Source organism: Salicola sp. Rm-C-2C1-2 (assembly GCF_040196175.1).
Classification (GTDB): Bacteria; Pseudomonadota; Gammaproteobacteria; order Pseudomonadales; family Oleiphilaceae; genus Halospina.
On the sequence record NZ_JBEFNF010000007.1, the window covers coordinates 151,081 to 169,352 of the forward strand.

The 18,272-nt window shown below is 58.8% G+C and carries 15 protein-coding genes and 1 tRNA gene; 1 reads left to right on the plus strand and 15 read right to left on the minus strand.

What is annotated here, in order from left to right:
- Positions 1 to 14 precede the first annotated feature (14 nt).
- The 9 genes from nusA to rlmE all read right to left on the minus strand — a co-directional run bounded on the left by nusA (position 15) and on the right by rlmE (position 8,694).
- Positions 15 to 1,514 carry a transcription termination factor NusA gene (gene nusA, locus AAF659_RS12425; RefSeq protein WP_349752081.1) on the minus strand — a complete coding sequence of 500 codons (1,500 nt, stop codon included), beginning with the start codon at positions 1,512 to 1,514 and terminating at the stop codon, positions 15 to 17.
- Positions 1,515 to 1,553: 39 nt separating this feature from the next.
- Positions 1,554 to 2,012 carry a ribosome maturation factor RimP gene (rimP, locus tag AAF659_RS12430; protein ID WP_349752082.1) on the minus strand — a complete coding sequence of 153 codons (459 nt, stop codon included), beginning with the start codon at positions 2,010 to 2,012 and terminating at the stop codon, positions 1,554 to 1,556.
- A 346-nt stretch (positions 2,013 to 2,358) separates the two neighbouring features.
- Positions 2,359 to 2,443: transfer RNA gene (locus AAF659_RS12435), tRNA-Leu, on the minus strand.
- Positions 2,444 to 2,503: 60 nt separating this feature from the next.
- Positions 2,504 to 2,935, minus strand: coding sequence for a preprotein translocase subunit SecG (gene secG, locus AAF659_RS12440; RefSeq protein ID WP_349752083.1), 432 nt, complete (start codon positions 2,933 to 2,935; stop codon positions 2,504 to 2,506).
- 11 nt (positions 2,936 to 2,946) lie between these two features.
- Positions 2,947 to 3,705, minus strand: a complete 759-nt coding sequence (gene tpiA / locus AAF659_RS12445) for a triose-phosphate isomerase (protein WP_349752085.1) — start codon at positions 3,703 to 3,705, stop codon at positions 2,947 to 2,949.
- A 63-nt stretch (positions 3,706 to 3,768) separates the two neighbouring features.
- Positions 3,769 to 5,112 carry a phosphoglucosamine mutase gene (glmM, locus tag AAF659_RS12450; RefSeq protein ID WP_349752087.1) on the minus strand — a complete coding sequence of 448 codons (1,344 nt, stop codon included), beginning with the start codon at positions 5,110 to 5,112 and terminating at the stop codon, positions 3,769 to 3,771.
- Between the two features lie 11 nt (positions 5,113 to 5,123).
- Positions 5,124 to 5,960 carry a dihydropteroate synthase gene (gene folP, locus AAF659_RS12455; RefSeq protein ID WP_349752088.1) on the minus strand — a complete coding sequence of 279 codons (837 nt, stop codon included), beginning with the start codon at positions 5,958 to 5,960 and terminating at the stop codon, positions 5,124 to 5,126.
- Positions 5,961 to 6,031: 71 nt separating this feature from the next.
- Positions 6,032 to 7,960, minus strand: a complete 1,929-nt coding sequence (gene ftsH, locus AAF659_RS12460; protein WP_502949212.1) for an ATP-dependent zinc metalloprotease FtsH — start codon at positions 7,958 to 7,960, stop codon at positions 6,032 to 6,034.
- Between the two features lie 110 nt (positions 7,961 to 8,070).
- Complete coding sequence (gene rlmE / locus AAF659_RS12465) at positions 8,071 to 8,694, minus strand: 23S rRNA (uridine(2552)-2'-O)-methyltransferase RlmE (RefSeq protein WP_349752091.1); 624 nt, start codon at positions 8,692 to 8,694, stop codon at positions 8,071 to 8,073.
- Between the two features lie 83 nt (positions 8,695 to 8,777).
- On the opposite strand from rlmE, the gene yhbY reads away from it, so the two are divergent.
- Positions 8,778 to 9,083, plus strand: coding sequence for a ribosome assembly RNA-binding protein YhbY (gene yhbY / locus AAF659_RS12470; RefSeq protein ID WP_349752093.1), 306 nt, complete (start codon positions 8,778 to 8,780; stop codon positions 9,081 to 9,083).
- On the opposite strand, the gene greA is transcribed toward yhbY, so the two are convergent.
- The 6 genes from greA to dnaK all read right to left on the minus strand — a co-directional run bounded on the left by greA (position 9,080) and on the right by dnaK (position 18,218).
- On the minus strand, positions 9,080 to 9,562 hold the full coding sequence (gene greA, locus AAF659_RS12475) for a transcription elongation factor GreA (protein WP_349752094.1): 483 nt from the start codon (positions 9,560 to 9,562) through the stop codon (positions 9,080 to 9,082). The two genes, yhbY and greA, sit on opposite strands and share 4 nt — an antisense overlap.
- Positions 9,562 to 12,777, minus strand: a complete 3,216-nt coding sequence (gene carB, locus AAF659_RS12480; RefSeq protein ID WP_349752096.1) for a carbamoyl-phosphate synthase large subunit — start codon at positions 12,775 to 12,777, stop codon at positions 9,562 to 9,564. The genes greA and carB overlap by 1 nt, the downstream gene beginning before the upstream one ends.
- A gap of 48 nt (positions 12,778 to 12,825) precedes the next feature.
- Positions 12,826 to 13,971, minus strand: coding sequence for a glutamine-hydrolyzing carbamoyl-phosphate synthase small subunit (gene carA / locus AAF659_RS12485; protein WP_349752097.1), 1,146 nt, complete (start codon positions 13,969 to 13,971; stop codon positions 12,826 to 12,828).
- A 259-nt stretch (positions 13,972 to 14,230) separates the two neighbouring features.
- Positions 14,231 to 15,034, minus strand: coding sequence for a 4-hydroxy-tetrahydrodipicolinate reductase (gene dapB / locus AAF659_RS12490; protein WP_349752098.1), 804 nt, complete (start codon positions 15,032 to 15,034; stop codon positions 14,231 to 14,233).
- Between the two features lie 27 nt (positions 15,035 to 15,061).
- Positions 15,062 to 16,195 carry a molecular chaperone DnaJ gene (gene dnaJ / locus AAF659_RS12495; protein ID WP_349752099.1) on the minus strand — a complete coding sequence of 378 codons (1,134 nt, stop codon included), beginning with the start codon at positions 16,193 to 16,195 and terminating at the stop codon, positions 15,062 to 15,064.
- A gap of 100 nt (positions 16,196 to 16,295) precedes the next feature.
- Positions 16,296 to 18,218, minus strand: a complete 1,923-nt coding sequence (gene dnaK / locus AAF659_RS12500; RefSeq protein WP_349752101.1) for a molecular chaperone DnaK — start codon at positions 18,216 to 18,218, stop codon at positions 16,296 to 16,298.
- Between the last annotated feature and the right edge of the window lie 54 nt (positions 18,219 to 18,272).

Below are 18,272 nucleotides of genomic sequence, written 5' to 3' on the forward strand. Positions count from 1 at the left end.
TCCTCCTCTCCCGATTATTCCTGGCCCTCGAACCAGGGTGCGCGCGCGGTCATAATAAGCTGACCCGCGCGATCCTCATCCATACCCTCGATGTCGAGCAGCTCATCCACGGACTGCTCCGCCAGATCCTCCATGCTGCAGATGCCCTTGCCGGCGAGCGTCTGAGCCAGCTCGGGATCCATGCCGTCCATTCCCAGAAGGTCCTCCTGAGGTTCGCCGCCGCTTTGCTGACTCTCGTCTCCGGTAGCAAGTGCCTCATTGAGCATGCCATCTCGGGCACGCTCACGCAGCTGCTCAACCAGATCCTCGTCAAAGCCTTCGATGGCGAGCATCTCGTCACGCGGCACGTAGGCGATTTCCTCAAGCGTGGTGAAACCCTCTTCCACCAGCACCTGAGCAAGCTCCTCGTCCGCCTCCAGAAAGCGCTGGAAGTGTTCAACCAGCCGCTGCGCTTCCTGCTCCTGTTTCTGTTCCGCCTCGCTCTCGGTCATGACATTGAGCTCCCAACCAGTGAGCTCGCTGGCGAGACGAACATTCTGGCCCCCGCGGCCGATAGCCTGAGCCAGGTTATCCTCGGCGACCGCCACTTCCATGGAATGAGTATCCTCATCGATCACAATGGATACCACCTCAGCCGGCGCCATGGCGTTGATAACCAACTGAGCCGGGTTGTCGTCAAAGGTGACAATGTCCACCCGCTCACCACCAAGCTCATTGGAAACCGCTTGCACCCGTGCACCACGCATCCCAACGCAGGCGCCAACAGGATCGATACGGCCATCGTTGGTCTTGACGGCGATCTTGGCTCGGGAACCTGGATCACGTGCCGCGCCTTTGATATTGATCAGCTCCTCGGCGATTTCCGGCACCTCGATGCGGAAAAGCTCGATCAGCATCTGGGGGCTGGTCCGGCTCAGAATCAGCTGCGGGCCACGGTGATCAGTGCGGATCTCTTTGAGCAGAGCGCGCACGCGGTCACCCATACGAAACGTCTCGCGCGGGATGAGCTGGTCACGAGGCAGCAGGGCCTCGGCGTTACTGCCCAGGTCCACGATGACGTTGTCCCGGGTCACCTTTTTGACTGAGCCGGAGATCAACTCACCCACACGCTCACGATAGCTGTCGACTACTCGTGCCCGTTCCGCTTCGCGGACTTTCTGGAAGATGATCTGCTTGGCGGCCTGGGCACCGATGCGGCCAAACGAGACCGACTCGACCTGTTCTTCGTACACATCACCTGGTTCCAGGGACGCATCGATCTCGTTCGCTTCCTGGAGAGTCAACTCCGTACCAAGGGCCGGAACCGCGTCGTTGTCCACGATGGTCCAGCGGCGATAGGTCTCATACTCACCGGTCTTGCGGTCAACACTGACGCGCAGATCAGCCTCTTCGTCCTCATACCGCTTTTTAGCCGCTGTTGCCAACGCCATCTCGATTGCCTCGAAGATCACGTCTTTTTCGACGTCCTTCTCGTTCGAGACGGCTTCGACCACCATCAGGATTTCTTTATTCATTGAACAGCCCTGCCTTTCCTGTAAGCCTGATACTGCGAATCATTCAAATACCGGAACGATGCGTGCGCTCTCGATGGACTCAAACGGGAGCTGGAGCTCGTATTCCCCCACGACCAGACAGATCTCCCCGCCCTCAACCGCACGCAGAACACCCTCGTATTTGCGCCGGCCTTCAAAAGGCGCGTTCAGCCGCACGCTCAACCTGGAACCAATGAAGTCATGGTACTGCTCCAGCCGGAACAGCGGTCGATCCATCCCCGGGGAGGAAACCTCAAGGGTGTACCCGGTTCCGATCGGGTCCTCAACATCCAGAACACCGCTGGCCTGGCGACTGACTTGCTCGCAGTCATCCACGGAGATGCCGTCGGCGTGATCGATGTAGACTCTTACCGTGGTGTGCTTGCCCTGGGCCAGATATTCAATCCCCCAGAACACAAACCCCAGCCCCTCAATCACCGGAGCCAGCATTTCTTCAAGCTTGCGAACTTTCGCGGACAATATGCCTCCGCTGCCATGAGACTCTGAGCTAACCTTTTGGCGGTGCCCAGAAACAAAAAAAGGGCTCTAACCAGCCCCTTTTCAAAACGTGGCTTCCGGTCTGCGGAGCCACCGAACGAAAAGCCAGCCACCTCTTGGCGGCCTGGCACCCTCAGGGCGCCGCGGGCTGGTAATGCCACCCCGCGCGATGCTTCGAACACCGCCGAAACAACGCTTTAGCAGCGCATACCTCGCACTGCACAGGGGCAGAATTGTAATCGCCGCCCCTTAACTGGTCAAGCACTGACCAATAAAAACGGCTTGGACGGGGAAAGCAGCGTTACCCCTTCCAAGCCGTTCCCTGTGTTGGTGCCGAAGGCCGGACTTGAACCGGCACGGCTTGCGCCACTAACCCCTCAAGCTAGCGTGTCTACCATTTCCACCACTTCGGCTTATCTTTTGCGAGGCGTATCTTAACCGACAGCCCCGGTATTTCCAATACCCTGGAGGATTTATTCGATCGACGGGACCTCATTGTTGCCTTGCCCGCCACCGCTTTCAGAGCTTCCAGAACTTTCCGGCCCTGATTCACCTTCGCTGGCGCCACTGTCTGAGGCAATATCCGGCGCCTGACCGCCCTGCTGCTCTGAAGCAGGTGCTGACTCCTCCATCGAAGGTACACCCGCCTGCACGCCAACCTCAGCCCTCTGCTTGGCGTACATGGCCAGAGTGAAGCTGGTCACGAAGAACAGCGCCGCCAGTACCGCCGTAAGCTTAACCATGAAGCCTACACCGCCGGAACTTCCGAACACCGTCTGCGAGGATCCACCCCCGAAAGCCGCCCCGGCATCAGCGCCCTTGCCCTGCTGCACCAGCACCAGTACCACCAGAGCGACCGCAACACCTACGTGCACCAGCAGTATGCCTGTTTCAACCCAATCCATAATTCCGTCTCTCAACCGGCCCGGCAGATGGCGGCAAAATCGCTCGCATTCAGGGATGCGCCACCGATCAGGCCACCATCAATGTCGGGCTGTGCAAACAGTTTTTCAGCCGTATCAGGCTTGACGCTGCCACCGTAAATCACCGGTGCCTCGGACGCTGCAGAGTCCAGGCACCCGAGAACTTCCCGGATATGCGCATGCACCGCCTGCGCCTGCTCCGCGGTCGCGCTCCGCCCTGTTCCGATGGCCCATACCGGCTCATACGCAACGCAGACATGACGCCAGTCCGCACCAGGAACCTCTGCCAGCGCTGAGCGGACCTGGCGGGCAACGACCGCCTCGGTTTCACCGGCTTCCCGTTCCGCCTCTGTTTCACCGACACAGAGAATGGGATCAAGCCCTGCACTCAACGCCTGAAGAACTTTAGCGTTGATTCGCTCGTCGGATTCCGCCCAGTACTGACGCCGCTCCGAGTGACCCACGACGGCAAAACTACCATGCTGATCCGCTGCCATGGACGCCCCGATCTCACCGGTATAGGCGCCTTCCTCCCAAGCAGAAACGTCCTGAACGCCAACCATGATCCGCCGACCACTGTTTTCGTTCAATGACTCACGCAACGCCGGGACGAGAATGGCTGGAGGCATCACCGCCACTTCAACGGCGGGATCCAACCCTTCCAGTGCAGACACCAACTCTGCCGCGTACTCCGCCGCAAAGGCGCCTGTCCCGTTGAGTTTCCAGTTTGCTGCTATCAGCCGACGTCGCATACATGAAGCCGTTTTTTAGGGACGCGGCACTATACCCAAGATGCCGTAGCAGCGCAAGGACGCTCAGGGCGCCTCACGCTGAACCACACCCGCCAGCTCACGGGCAACACGCCCAATATGATCCGCGTCTTCGCCTTCGGCCATAACCCGGATCACGGGCTCTGTGCCCGAGGCCCTTAACAGGATCCGCCCGCGCTCACCGAGTTCGGATTCGGCCGCACGTACCGCCGCCTGAATTGCCTCTACGTCGTCCGGATTGAAGCGCTGCCCAACCCGCACGTTCACTGTCTCCTGAGGCAGGCGGGTGACATCCGAAAGAAGCTCCGCAAGACCGCACTCTCGCCGCTGCATTGCTACCAGCACCTGAAGAGCGGAGACAATGCCGTCGCCGGTCGTCGTGCGATCCCGGCACACGATATGCCCAGAGCCCTCGCCGCCAATCAACCAGCGGCGGTTAACCAGCTCCTCCATCACATAGCGATCCCCGACCCTGGCCCGCGCAAACGCGATACCACGCCGCCCGAGAGCCTGCTCTATACCCAGATTCGTCATCAGGGTTCCGACCACGCCACCATCGAGCCCGCCGGCCTCATGGCGCTCTCTCGCGATGATATAAAGCAGTTCATCGCCGTCCACTTCATGCCCGGTATGATCGACCATGATCACTCTGTCACCGTCACCATCAAACGCTACACCAAGGTCCGCGCCGGATTCCAGAACACGCTGACGCATCGCTTCTGGCGACGTAGATCCACAGCCGTCGTTGATGTTGAGCCCATCGGGGTCTGCCCCGATAAGCGTAACCTGAGCACCCAGCTCCCGGAATACTGATGGCGCCACGTGATAGGTCGCACCATGCGCACAGTCCACCACCAGATGGACGCCTTCGAGACTGAACTGACCGGGCACCGTGCTCTTGCAGAACTCGACATAGCGCCCCGGGGCATCATCGATACGGGCTGCCTTGCCCAATCCCTTAGCAGGCACCACCTCGAGCTCAGCATCAATCCATTGCTCAATGCGTGCTTCCAGAGCATCGCTCAGCTTGGCACCGTCCGCGGAGAAAAACTTGATGCCATTGTCATGATGTGGATTATGCGAGGCGCTGATCACAATACCCGCTGCGGCGCGGAAGGTACGCGTAAGATAGGCGATAGCGGGGGTGGGCATGGGGCCAAGAAGGCGCACATCCATACCGGCAGCAGACAGCCCCGCTTCCAGCGCTGACTCAAACATATAACCGGAAAGGCGCGTATCCTTACCAATCAGCATGGTGTTGGCCTGCCCTTCGCGACGGAAGGCTCGACCCGCAGCCCAACCCAGCTTGAGGATGAAATCCGGGGAGATTGGGTGAACCCCGACCTCGCCACGAATCCCGTCAGTTCCAAAATACCTGCACTCACCCATAATTGCGTTCCTTACCCATTATTCCAGTGACTCCCCTGATCACGCACCGCGCGCACCATGCGTGCCGCGTCTACTGTTTCCGGCACATCGTGCACTCGGACGATGGCGGCGCCTTTCATCATGGCCATGGTTGCTGCGGCCACGCTACCCGGCATTCGCTCCTCAACCGGTCGCCCGGTCACATGCCCAACCATGCTCTTTCGCGACATCCCCACCAGTACCGGCCAGCCCCGGGCCACAATCGCTTCCAGATTGTCCAGGAGGGTCAGATTGTGGGCCAGGGTCTTACCAAAACCAAACCCGGGGTCATAAAGCAGTCGATCCCCGTTGATGCCTTCCGCACGGAGTTCAGCAGCCCGGCGATCCAGGTAGCCCACAACCTCTTCAAGGACATCACCGTACTCAGGCCGATCCTGCATGGTTGCCGGCTCACCCTGTCGGTGCATAATACAGATCGGCAAAGCGGTTTGGCGCGCCGCAGCGACAGCGCCCTCACGCTCCAGCGAGCGCACATCATTGAGCATACTGATGCCCAGGCGCGCGCCTGCACGCATCACTTCGGGCGCACTGGTATCAAGCGAGATGGGCACATTGAGTTCAGCCCGGATCGCTTCGATCACTGGGCAGACCCGATCAAGCTCCTCCTGCAAAGGAACCGGCGCCGCGCCTGGGCGCGTGGACTCTCCCCCCACATCCACCCAGTCAACGCCGGCCTCAACCATAGCCCTGGCCTGTGCCACAGCCTGCTCCGGGGCACTGAAAAGACCACCATCAGAAAACGAATCCGGAGTGGCGTTGATCACCCCCATAACAGCAGGGGACGGCATCTGATCCGGCAAATCGATCATATCGGCTCCTCGCAACGAAAAACGCTCCCGGGCAAAGCTCGGGAGCGTTCGGACCGCAGGTGAGTCAGGGGTCAGTGACCGCCAGCAGGGTGTCCCGACTCCTCACTGTCGGCATCAGACTTGGCGTTGATGTCGGCCACAACCGTATCATCATCGGGATCATCATCATCCCAGCCACTGGGCGGGCGCGGCGTCTTGCCAGCCATGATGTCATCAATCTGGCCGCCATCAATGGTTTCCCACTTCATCAGGGCATCTGCCATCAGGTGCAGCTTGTCCATGTTATCAACGAGGATCTGCTTGGCGGTGCCGTAGCACTCATCAATGATGCGCCGCGTTTCTTCGTCGATGGCCTGGGCTGTGGGCCCGGATACACCCTTAGCACTGGCCCCCGAATCGTAGCCCGCGAACGGCTCTTCGCGATCATCATCATACATCAGCGGGCCGAGCTTGTCGGAAAGGCCCCACTTGGTGACCATATTCCTCGCCAGCTCGGTAGCGCGCTTGATATCGTTCTGGGCACCAGTGGTCACACCATCCTTGCCCAGCGTCAGTTCCTCGGCAATACGGCCACCGAAGAGGCTGCAGAGCTGGCTGATGATATAGCGCCGGCTGTGACTGTATTTGTCTTCTTCCGGCAGGAACATGGTAATACCCAGAGCCCGACCGCGCGGGATAATGCTCACTTTATAGACCGGGTCATGCTCGGGCATCAGCCGCCCGACAATGGCATGGCCGGATTCATGGTTCGCCGTGTTGAGCTTCTCTTTTTCGGACATGACCATGGACTTACGCTCGGAGCCCATCATGATCTTGTCTTTGGCCACCTCCAGCTCATCCATGGAAACCAGCCGCTTGTTGCGCCGGGCGGCAAACAGCGCCGCTTCGTTGACCAGGTTCTCCAGATCCGCGCCGGAGAATCCGGGCGTACCTCGCGCGATGTTCCTGGGCTCGACGCCATCCGCCAACGGTATCTTGGAAAGATGAACCTTGAGCATCTGCTCCCGGCCCTGGATATCAGGCAGGGGCACAACGACCTGACGATCGAACCGGCCCGGGCGCAATAGCGCCGGGTCCAGCACATCGGGCCGGTTGGTGGCGGCGATGACGATAACGCCTTCATTACCCTCGAAACCGTCCATTTCGACCAGCATCTGGTTCAGGGTCTGCTCACGCTCATCATTTCCGCCGCCCATGCCGGCGCCACGATGACGCCCGACCGCATCAAGTTCGTCAATGAAGATGATGCACGGGCTCTGCTTCTTGGCCTGCTCAAACATGTCGCGGACACGGGAAGCCCCCACACCCACAAACATCTCCACGAAATCCGAACCGGAAATGGTAAAGAAGGGCACCTTCGCCTCGCCGGCGATGGCCTTCGCCAGCAGCGTCTTGCCGGTACCAGGCGGCCCCACCATGAGCACGCCCTTTGGAATATGACCGCCCAACCGCTGGAACTTGCTCGGATCCTTCAGAAAATCCACCAGCTCTTTGACGTCCTCCTTGGCCTCATCAACACCAGCGACATCTGCGAAACCAGTCTTGACCTGCTCCTCGCTCATGAGCTTGGCTTTGCTCTTACCGAACGACATGGGGCCTTTGCCGCCACCGCCACCTCCCTGCATTTGCCGCATAAAGAAGATGAAGATGGCGATAATAATCAAGATCGGGAACGAGGCCACCAGGAGCTGAGTCCATATACTCTGGCCGGACGACTCTTTGCCGGTCACCTCCACTTCGTTGTTGTAGAGGTCATCCATCAGGTTAGGGTCCTCGACCGCCGGCCGGATGGTGGTGAAGTTGTTCCCGTTCTGGCGCATCCCGGTAATGGTCTGGCCTTGAATGGTCACTTCCTCGACCTGGCCACTGCGTACCATTTCAATGAACTGGGAATAGTTAAGCTGTTGTTGCTGTGGTTCCGGGCTGAAGTTCTGAAATACCATCAGCAGAACGGCTGCAATGACCAGCCACAGAACCAGATTTTTTGCCATATCGTTCAAGATCACTCACCCATACTGTCTGCCCGTTCCGAATTCGAACGGTTTTGAATCAAAGGTTACACCAATGCGCGGGCCAGCGGCCATAGCGCAGCCCTCGCGGTTACCGCCCTTTAACGCCCCCGGAATCCCATACACACCTGATACTGTTCCCGCGAACGGTCCCTTGAGGCATCCGGCTTACGGCTCGCTACACGCCGGAAATCCCGTTTCATGGTACGCAGCAGGTCGTCGAATCCCTCACCCTGGAAAACCTTCGTAACAAAGGTGCCGCCGGGGCGCAGCACCTCGTTTGCCATTTCCAGCCCCAGCTCCACCAGATGCATGGCACTGGGGATATCAACTGATGGCACCCCACTCATATTGGGCGCCATATCAGAAATAACAAGGTCGACTGGACGACCATCGAGCTTTTGCAACAGCTCATCCAGCACAGCCTGTTCTGTGAAATCCCCCTGAACAAAATCCACGTCCGGAATTGGCTCCATTGGGAGGATGTCACTGGCAAGCACTGTACCATTTGAACCCACTTTCTCGGCGGCCACCTGGGACCAACCACCAGGCGCAGCGCCCAGATCGACGACAGTCTGCCCACGCTTGAAAAGACCATCCTTGCGATCGATTTCAATCAGCTTGTAACTGGCCCGAGAACGGTAGCCATCTTCCCGCGACTGATTGACATAGGGATCCTGGTGATGCTCACGTAGCCAGCGATCACTGCTTTTGGTACGCCCCAAAGCGGCCTCCGAACCGGTGCAACCGGGCTATGCCGGCTGGTATCATGTCTTTCCTCCAAATCATACGAGCAAGAGACGCCATCATGTCACTATCCGCCGCACAGCGCCGCCAGTACCGGGCTATCGCCCATGATCTCAAACCGGTCGTACAGGTTGGCGACAATGGCATTTCCGAGGGGCTGCAGCAGGAACTGGAGCGGGCCCTGGAGGATCACGAACTGATCAAAGTCAAAGTAGCCTCCACGGACCGCGAGGAACGGCGCGAGCTGATCGACGAGGCCTGCGAAAGCACAGGCGCGGAGCTGGTGCAGATAATCGGCAAGGTAGCGGTGCTGCTGCGTCGCGCCACCGAGCCCAACACCAAGCTTTCCAACCTGCGCCAGCGCTAGATATGGCTCACCTCGTCGATTTCATATTCAACGGTGCCTGAGGGCACCTGAACCGTGACCTCTTCGCCCTCCTCTTTGCCGATCAGGGCTCGCGCGATCGGTGAAGAGATCGAAATGCGACCTTCTTTGATATCGGCTTCTTCATCGCCGACGATCTGGTAAGTCACCTCTTCCTCGGTTTGGGTGTTGATCAGGCGCACCGTTGTGCCGAAGATCACCTTGCCCGTCTTTTCGATGGTCGTGACATCGATCACCTGAGCCGCTGCCAGTTTACTTTCGACCTCCTGGATGCGCCCCTCGATGAAACTCTGCTGCTCCCGGGCAGCGTGATACTCGGCGTTCTCTTTGAGGTCGCCGTGCTCACGCGCCTCGGAAATCGCCTGAATAACCTTGGGCCGGTCTTCGCTCTTGAGACGGTGTAACTCATCACGCAGAGCCTTTTCGCCCCGCTTGGTCATGGGAACACGGTTGTTGCTCATTACTGATACCCCGCGTGCAAGTCCTGAAGGCGGCGAACCTGGCGCTCAGAGCCGAAACGGATGGCGCGGCAGAAGGCTTCGCCGCCGGTCAATGTGGTGGCGTAGGTGACCTTGCGCTGAAGGGCGGACTGGCGAATCTGTGCGGAATCCGCGATCGCCTTGCGCCCTTCGGTGGTGTTCACGATCAGGTCGACCTGGCCGTTTTTGATAGCGTCCACGATGTGCGGCCGGCCTTCGCGGACCTTGTTAACCTTCTCAACCTCAAGCCCTGCCTCGGACAGGACCTGGGCCGTACCACCAGTGGCGATGAGCCGGAAGCCAACGTCCGCCAGATCCTGCGCCAGGCGCACAACATCCGGTTTATCGGCATCACGCACACTGATGAAGGCAGTTCCCGAGGTGGGCAGTGTTTCGCCGGCGCCCAGCGCGGCCTTGGCAAAGGCTTCGTCGAAGCTGTCGCCAATGCCCATGACCTCGCCGGTGGACTTCATTTCCGGCCCGAGGATTGGATCCACAGACGGGAATTTCGGGAACGGGAAGACGGATTCCTTCACCGAATAGTACTGGGGCACGGACTCGGTGATGACCCCCTGCTCCTCCAGGCTGAAGCCCACCATGCAGCGCGCGGCGATACGCGCCAGTGAGCGGCCTACGGCCTTGGATACAAATGGCACTGTCCGGGAGGCCCGCGGATTCACCTCGATCACGTAGATCTCGTCGTCCTGCCAGGCCAGCTGCACATTCATCAGACCCACTACATCCAGCTCCAGCGCCATGCGCTTGACCATGTCGCGCATCTGATCCTGAACGTTCTCCGGCAGCGTATAAGGCGGCAGTGAGCAGGCGGAATCCCCCGAGTGCACACCTGCCTGTTCAATGTGCTGCATAATGCCGCCAATGACCGCAGTCTTACCGTCACACACGGCATCGATGTCAATCTCGATGGCGGAGTTGAGGAAGTGATCCAGAAGGACGGGGCTGTCATTGGAGACCAGCACCGCGCTGCGCATATACTCTTTGAGCTCTTCCTCGGTGTAGACGATCTCCATAGCGCGACCGCCCAGCACGTAGGAAGGACGGACCACCAACGGGTAACCGATATCACGCGCCACCAGAATACCTTCCTCGAGGCTCCGTACCGTGGCATTAGCCGGCTGCTTAAGCCCCAGCCGATTGATCATCTGCTGGAAGCGCTCCCGATCCTCGGCACGATCGATGGCGTCCGGGCTGGTGCCAATAATGGGCACACCCGCCGCCTCCAGGCCACGTGCCAGCTTGAGCGGCGTCTGGCCACCGTACTGGATGATGACACCATCCGGATTCTCCGACTGCACAATCTCCAATACGTCTTCCAGAGTGATCGGCTCGAAATAGAGCCGGTCAGAGGTATCATAGTCGGTGGAAACCGTCTCCGGATTGCAGTTGATCATGATGGTCTCGTAGCCATCATCGCGCATGGCGAGCACCGCATGCACACAGCAATAGTCGAACTCAATGCCCTGCCCGATCCGGTTGGGCCCACCACCAATGACCACTATTTTCTGGCGATCACTGACGTTGGCCTCGCACTCCTCTTCATAGCTGGAGTACATATAGGCCGTGGAGGACTCAAATTCAGCGGCACAGGTGTCGACGCGCTTGTACACCGGCCGTACGCCCAGATCATGGCGCAGCTTGCGGAAACTCTGCTCGGAAACGCCCAGCAGGTTGGCCAGGCGTGTATCGGAAAAGCCCTTGCGCTTGAGCCGGAACACAGTGCTGTAATCCAGATCCGCCATACCCGTGGATTCCAGCCGTTTCTCCTCCTCGATCAGATCCTGGATCTGGATCAGATACCAGCGGTCAATGAACGTGTACTCAAAGACCTCTTCCAGACTCATGCCACGGCGGAAGGCTTCACCGATGTACCAGCTGCGGCTGGCGCCGGGCACTTTGAGCTCGTGGATCAGGGTATCCCGGGCATCCTCCTTATCTTCAAGGATCGGATCCAGGCCGGAGGCACCAGTTTCAAGTCCGCGCAGCGCCTTCTGATAGGATTCTTGGAAGGTACGACCAATGGCCATGACCTCACCCACGGATTTCATCTGGGTCGTAAGGCGCGGATCCGCTTGCGGGAACTTTTCAAAAGTGAACCGCGGGATCTTGGTGACCACGTAATCAATGGACGGCTCGAAGGAGGCCGGCGTAACGCCACCAGTGATTTCGTTACTCAGCTCATCCAACGTGAAGCCTACGGCCAGCTTAGCGGCGACCTTGGCGATGGGGAACCCGGTAGCCTTGGACGCCAGCGCTGACGAGCGTGACACCCGCGGATTCATCTCAATCACCACCATGCGCCCGTTAGCCGGGTTGATGCCAAACTGGACGTTTGAGCCGCCAGTTTCAACGCCCACCTCGCGCAGCACCGCCAGCGAGGCATCACGCATGATCTGCCATTCCTTGTCGGTCAGCGTCTGTGACGGTGCCACAGTAATGGAGTCACCGGTGTGCACGCCCATGGGATCCATGTTCTCGATGGCACACACGATGATGCAGTTATCGTTGTTATCGCGGACAACCTCGGTCTCGTATTCCTTCCATCCGATGAGTGACTCGTCGATGAGCAGCTCATTGGTGGGCGAAAGCGCTAAGCCGCGTTCACAGATTTCGTGGAATTCTTCCCGGTTATAGGCGATACCGCCACCGGAACCGCCCATGGTGAAGGAGGGCCGGATGATGCAGGGCAGACCAATGTGCTCCAGAACCTGATAAGCCTCTTCCATGCTGTGTGCCATGGATGCACGCGGTGTTTCCAGACCGATGTTATGAACCGCCTTATCGAAACGGTCACGATCCTCAGCCTTGTCGATGGTGTCCGCGTTGGCACCGATCATTTCCACGCCATGCTTCTGCAGGATGCCGTGGCGCTCCATGTCCAGGGCGCAGTTCAGCGCCGTCTGGCCGCCCATGGTTGGCAGCAGCGCATCTGGCTGCTCCTGCTCAATGATCTTCTCGATGGTGCGCCAGGTGATGGGCTCAATGTAGGTAGCATCCGCCATCACCGGATCGGTCATGATGGTCGCCGGGTTGGAGTTAACCAGAATGACCCGGAAGCCCTCCTCGTGCAGCGCCTTGCAGGCCTGAGCACCGGAATAATCAAACTCGCACGCCTGGCCGATCACAATGGGGCCAGCACCAAGAATCAGAATGCTTTGGATATCGTCTCGTTTCGGCATTGAACCCTTATCCTGTTCGTCTCGAGCCGTGATTCGAAGCCGTTGTTCTCACTTGGCGGCCTGCGTGGTTTTATGCTCGTCCATCAGACGGGTAAACTCATCGAACAGCGGGATCATGTCCCGCGGCCCGGGGCTGGCTTCCGGATGTCCCTGAAAGCTGAACACCGGCGCATCACGCAGACGCATACCCTGCAGAGTGCCATCAAACAGCGAGCGGTGCGTCACCGCCACATTCTCCGGCAGCGACTTCTCATCTACCGCAAAACCATGATTCTGACTTGTAATAACCACTGTCCCATCATCAACACATTCAACAGGATGGTTGGCGCCATGGTGACCGAACTTCATTTTCTCGCTGCGGCCGCCAACCGCCAGACCTAGAAGCTGATGCCCGAGACAGATCCCAAAGGTGGGAATATGACGCTCAATACAGCTCTTCAGGGCCTCAACGGCGTAACCACAGGGCTCTGGATCGCCCGGGCCATTGGAAAAGAAAACGCCGTCCGGGTTGTATGCCATCACCTCATCGAGCGGCGTGCGCGCAGGCACTAGTGTTACCTCACACCCTCGCGAAACCAAAAGCCGCAGGATGTTGTATTTGATGCCGTAGTCATAGGCGACGACGCGGTAACGTTTTTCCAGCCCCTCACCATAGCCTTGGTCCAGGGTCCAAGCGGCCTGGGTCCAGGTGCGCGGTTCTTTGCAGCCGGCCTCGGAGGCCAGATCCATCCCTTTGATACCGGGGAAGTCCCGTGCCAGACGCAGAGCTTCCTCCTCACTCATGTTCTCCCCCGCCACGATGGCACCGCCCTGGGCGCCTTTGTTGCGCAGAAGTCGAGTCAGCCGCCGCGTATCCACTCCGGCAATAGCCACAACCTTTTCGCGCTGCAGATAATCCGGCAGCGACTCACTGCGTCGCCAGTTGCTGGCCAGCAGCGGCAGGTCGCGGATAATCAGTCCGGATGCGCAGACATGGTCGGACTCCACATCTTCCGGATTGGTGCCGGTATTACCAATATGCGGATAGGTCAGCGTGACCATCTGGCGGGTATAGGACGGGTCAGTCAGGATTTCCTGATAGCCGGTCATGGCCGTGTTGAAAACGACCTCACCGCTGGTGGTGCCGTCAGCACCGATGGACTCGCCTCTGAAGATGCTGCCGTCTTCAAGTGCAAGGATCGCTGGTTTCGTCAAAGCCATGCCCCTCTAGCGTCTCTGGCGGGTAGGACGCGCATCACGAAACCCCGGCGCCCATTTGCAAAAAGCGGGACGGTGTCGTACACCCGTCCCGCTCCTGCAGGGGTTCCAGGAACTTCTTAATAGACTCTCAGAAGTTCCTTAACAGCCGGTGGAGTAAGCGCTTAACAAATCCGGCGCATTATATAGAGAAACCGACGCTACTGTCATCCGCGAGATCCCATATGGCGCCGAACAGCGGCCATTGGCTCGAATGTCACTTGAGATCCAGTACATCCTGCATGTCATACAGCCCCGCAGGCTGCTGCACCAGCCACTGGGCGGCCCTGACGGCTCCCTGGGCAAAGGTCATGCGGCTGCTCGCTTTGTGGCTGATCTCGATACGCTCCCCCAACCCAGCAAACATCACGGTGTGCTCACCCACGATGTCACCGGCACGGACCGTCTCAAAACCAATGGCCTCACGCGGGCGTTCGCCTGTAAACCCTTCGCGACCGTAAACAGCGCACTGTTGCAGATCACGCCCGAGCGTGTCCGCCACCACCTCCCCCAGCCGCAGGGCGGTACCTGAAGGAGCATCCTTCTTGTGGCGGTGATGCGCTTCGATGACCTCCACATCGGCTTCATCACCCATGACCCGGGCAGCCGTCTGCAGGATCTGAAGGAGAAGGTTAACGCCCACACTCATGTTGGGAGCAAGCACCACGTTCAGACCTTCGCTTTTGGCTTCGAGCTGCTGTTTTTCAGCCTCAGCCATACCGGTTGTCCCGATTACGGCCGCTTTGCCGGCCTCCCGGCACACATCGAGATGCTGCAGTGTGAGCTCAGGAAAGGTGAAATCGATCACCAGATCGAAATCTTCCACCACTTTTTCCAGGCCGCCACTCAGCATCACCCCGTTGCGGCCAACGCCGGCCACTTCGCCCGCATCAGAACCGATCAGAGAACTTTCCGGGTGGACAGTTGCCGCTCCAAGGGACACTCCCTCGGTCAGGGTCACCGACTCAACCAGTGTTTTGCCCATCCGACCAGCGGCGCCAGTCACTGCAATACGCGTCATACCCCCTCCACACCTGAGACCTGCAACCTAGAACTTCATATCGTCAAAAAAGTTCTTAACGCCTTCAAACCAGGAGCTCTTGCGTGGTCCGTGCTGCTTACCATCGCTGTCTTCCTGAAGGGTCGATTCAAATTCACGCAACAGCTCTTTCTGCTTCTTCGTGAGATTGACCGGCGTTTCCACTACAATGCGGCACAGCAGATCACCAGGGGCACCACCACGCACAGGTGTTACACCCTTGCCGCGCAGGCGGAAGGTCTTACCGCTCTGACTCTCTGCCGGAATCTTGAGCTTAACTCTTCCATCAAGCGTCGGCACCTCCAGTTCGCCACCCAGAGCCGCGTCCGTGATGCTGATCGGCACATCGCAGTGCAGATTGCGGCCGTCACGATCAAAAATCGGATGTTCCTTGACGGCCATCTGGACGTAGAGATCGCCCGGTCCACCGCCATGCATACCGGGCTCACCTTCGCCCGAGAGGCGGATACGATCGCCGGTATCCACGCCCGGTGGCACCTTGACCGAGAGCGTTTTCTCTTCTTCGACGAAGCCTTCGCCACGGCACGCCTTGCAGGGATTTTTCACAATCTGGCCGGCGCCACGGCAGTTCGGGCAGGTCTGCTGTACAGAAAAGAAGCCCTGCTGCATCCGGACCTGACCCATGCCACGACAGGTTCCGCAGGTCTCCGGGCGAGTCCCGGGTTCAGCACCACTGCCTTTGCAACTGCTGCATTCGGTGGCACTCGGGATCTCGATCTTGACGTCTTTGCCGCTCACGGCATCCTCAAGATCCAGCTCCAGTGTATAGCGCAGGTCAGCGCCCCGGCCGCCGCGGCCGCGACCGCCACCAAAGATATCGCCAAAGACATCCCCGAAGATATCGGAGAAGCTGGCGCCACCACCGCCGCCGAAGCCACCACCGCCACCGGCGGAGCCATCAACACCGGCGTGACCGAACTGGTCGTACGCGGCTTTCTTTTCGGGGTCACCCAGGACTTCATAGGCCTCACTGGCCTCCTTGAAGCGCGCCTCGGCGTCTTCGTCATCCGGATTCCGGTCCGGATGATACTTCATTGCCAGCTTCCGGTATGCCTTCTTGATCTCCTTGTCGTCGGCACTCTGGGAGATACCAAGGATCTCGTAATAGTCGCGTTTGGCCATGACAGTCTGTCAACCGTAATTCAAATGTTCACAACAACGACGAACGCGGGAGAGGACTCCCGCGTGCGTCGATCAAAGGGTACGGATAATGCCAGCGGTTTTACCGCTTGTCATTGTCGTCGACTTCCTCGAATTCAGCATCGACGGCATCATCGCCACCGCCCTGCTCCTGGCTGCCTTCAGCTCCGGCAGCACCTTCCTCGCCTTCCTGCGAGTACATCTTCTGCGCAAGGCTTGAGGAGGCTTCAGTCAGAGCCTGGGTCTTAGCCTCGATCTGCTCTTTGTCGTCACCTTTCATCGCCTCTTCCAGCTCGGAGATGGCATTTTCGATGGCGGTCTTCTCTTCTTCGGACGCCTGATCGCCAGCTTCTTCAAGGCTCTTGCGCACGGCATGAATCATGCTGTCGCCCTGATTCCGCGCCTGAACAAGTTCTTCGAACTTCTCGTCTTCCTGAGCATTCTGCTCGGCATCCTTGACCATCTGGTCGACCTCGTCCTCGGTCAGACCGGAAGAAGCCTTGATCTCGATGGACTGCTCCTTGCCGGTTGCCTTGTCCTTAGCCGATACGTTCAGGATACCGTTGGCGTCGATATCGAAAGTGACTTCGATCTGGGGAGTACCGCGCGGTGCCGGCGGAATATCCTGCAGGTCAAAGCGCCCGAGCGACTTGTTCTGGTTCGCCTGCTTGCGTTCGCCCTGAACCACATGAATGGTCACCGCGGTCTGGTTGTCCTCAGCGGTCGAGAAGGTCTGCGACTTCTTGGTCGGGATCGTGGTGTTCTTCTCGATTACTGGTGTCGCCACACCACCCATGGTCTCGATGCCCAGAGTCAGCGGTGTCACATCCAGAAGCAGCACGTCCTTGACGTCGCCCGAAAGCACGGAGCCCTGAAGGGCGGCACCCATGGCTACTGCTTCGTCCGGGTTAACATCCTTACGCGGATCTTTGCCGAAGAACTCTTTCACCGCTTCCTGAACCTTGGGCATGCGGGTCTGACCACCGACCAGAATCACCTCGTCGATATCGCCCACTTTCACGCCGGCATCGTCGATGCAGGTCTTGCAGGGATCAATGCTGCGCTTGACCAGGTCCTCGACCAGTGATTCAAGCTTCGCGCGGGTCACCTTCACGTTCAGGTGCTTGGGCCCGTTTTGGTCCGCCGTGATGTACGGCAGGTTCACATCAGTCTGCTGGGCACTGGAAAGCTCAACCTTCGCCTTCTCTGCCGCTTCTTTCAGACGCTGCATGGCCAGGGAGTCACCGCGCAGATCAATGCCCTGATCCTTCTTGAACTGGTCAGCAAGGTACTCGATCAGCGCCATGTCGAAGTCTTCACCACCCAGGAAGGTGTCACCACTGGTGGCCAGCACTTCAAACTGCTTCTCGCCATCAACGTCCGCAATCTCAATAACCGAGATATCGAAGGTACCGCCGCCAAGGTCATAGACCGCAACGGTGCGATCCTTACCCTTCTTATCGAGCCCGTAAGCCAGCGCGGCTGCGGTCGGCTCGTTGATGATGCGCTTAACCTCAAGCCCGGCGATACGGCCCGCATCCTTGGTTGCCTGGCGCTGGTTGTCGTTGAAGTAGGCCGGGACAGTAACAACCGCTTCGGTCACGGTCTCGCCGAGATAATCCTCAGCGGTGCGCTTCATCTTCTTGAGCACCTCAGCAGAAACCTGCGGCGGTGCCATTTTCTCGTCTTTCACCTGTACCCAGGCATCGCCGTTGTCATTTTTGACGATGTCGTAAGACACCATGTTGATGTCTTTCTGCACAACATCATCGTTGTAAGCACGCCCGATGAGACGCTTGATAGCATAAAGCGTATTTTTCGGGTTGGTGACCGCCTGGCGCTTGGCCGCCTGACCGACAAGCGTCTCGCCTTCATCGGTATAAGCCACAATGGAGGGCGTCGTGCGATCGCCTTCCGCGTTCTCAATCACCTTGACTCCATCGCCATCCGGGATGGCCACACAGGAGTTCGTGGTGCCCAGGTCAATACCTATAATCTTACCCATGGAAATCACTCCAATTATTTCGTTGAATTCAGATCCGGTTTCCAGTTGCCGTTA

What these genes read in the sequence shown, in the direction of transcription:
- nusA (WP_349752081.1), bottom strand. Translation starts at nt 1,514, where the DNA reads ATGAATAAAGAAATCCTGATGGTGGTCGAAGCCGTCTCGAACGAGAAG.
- secG (WP_349752083.1), bottom strand. Translation starts at nt 2,935, where the DNA reads ATGGATTGGGTTGAAACAGGCATACTGCTGGTGCACGTAGGTGTTGCG.
- tpiA (WP_349752085.1), bottom strand. Translation starts at nt 3,705, where the DNA reads ATGCGACGTCGGCTGATAGCAGCAAACTGGAAACTCAACGGGACAGGC.
- glmM (WP_349752087.1), bottom strand. Translation starts at nt 5,112, where the DNA reads ATGGGTGAGTGCAGGTATTTTGGAACTGACGGGATTCGTGGCGAGGTC.
- folP (WP_349752088.1), bottom strand. Translation starts at nt 5,960, where the DNA reads ATGATCGATTTGCCGGATCAGATGCCGTCCCCTGCTGTTATGGGGGTG.
- yhbY (WP_349752093.1), top strand. Translation starts at nt 8,778, where the DNA reads ATGTCACTATCCGCCGCACAGCGCCGCCAGTACCGGGCTATCGCCCAT.
- greA (WP_349752094.1), bottom strand. Translation starts at nt 9,562, where the DNA reads ATGAGCAACAACCGTGTTCCCATGACCAAGCGGGGCGAAAAGGCTCTG.
- carB (WP_349752096.1), bottom strand. Translation starts at nt 12,777, where the DNA reads ATGCCGAAACGAGACGATATCCAAAGCATTCTGATTCTTGGTGCTGGC.
- dapB (WP_349752098.1), bottom strand. Translation starts at nt 15,034, where the DNA reads ATGACGCGTATTGCAGTGACTGGCGCCGCTGGTCGGATGGGCAAAACA.
- dnaJ (WP_349752099.1), bottom strand. Translation starts at nt 16,195, where the DNA reads ATGGCCAAACGCGACTATTACGAGATCCTTGGTATCTCCCAGAGTGCC.
- dnaK (WP_349752101.1), bottom strand. Translation starts at nt 18,218, where the DNA reads ATGGGTAAGATTATAGGTATTGACCTGGGCACCACGAACTCCTGTGTG.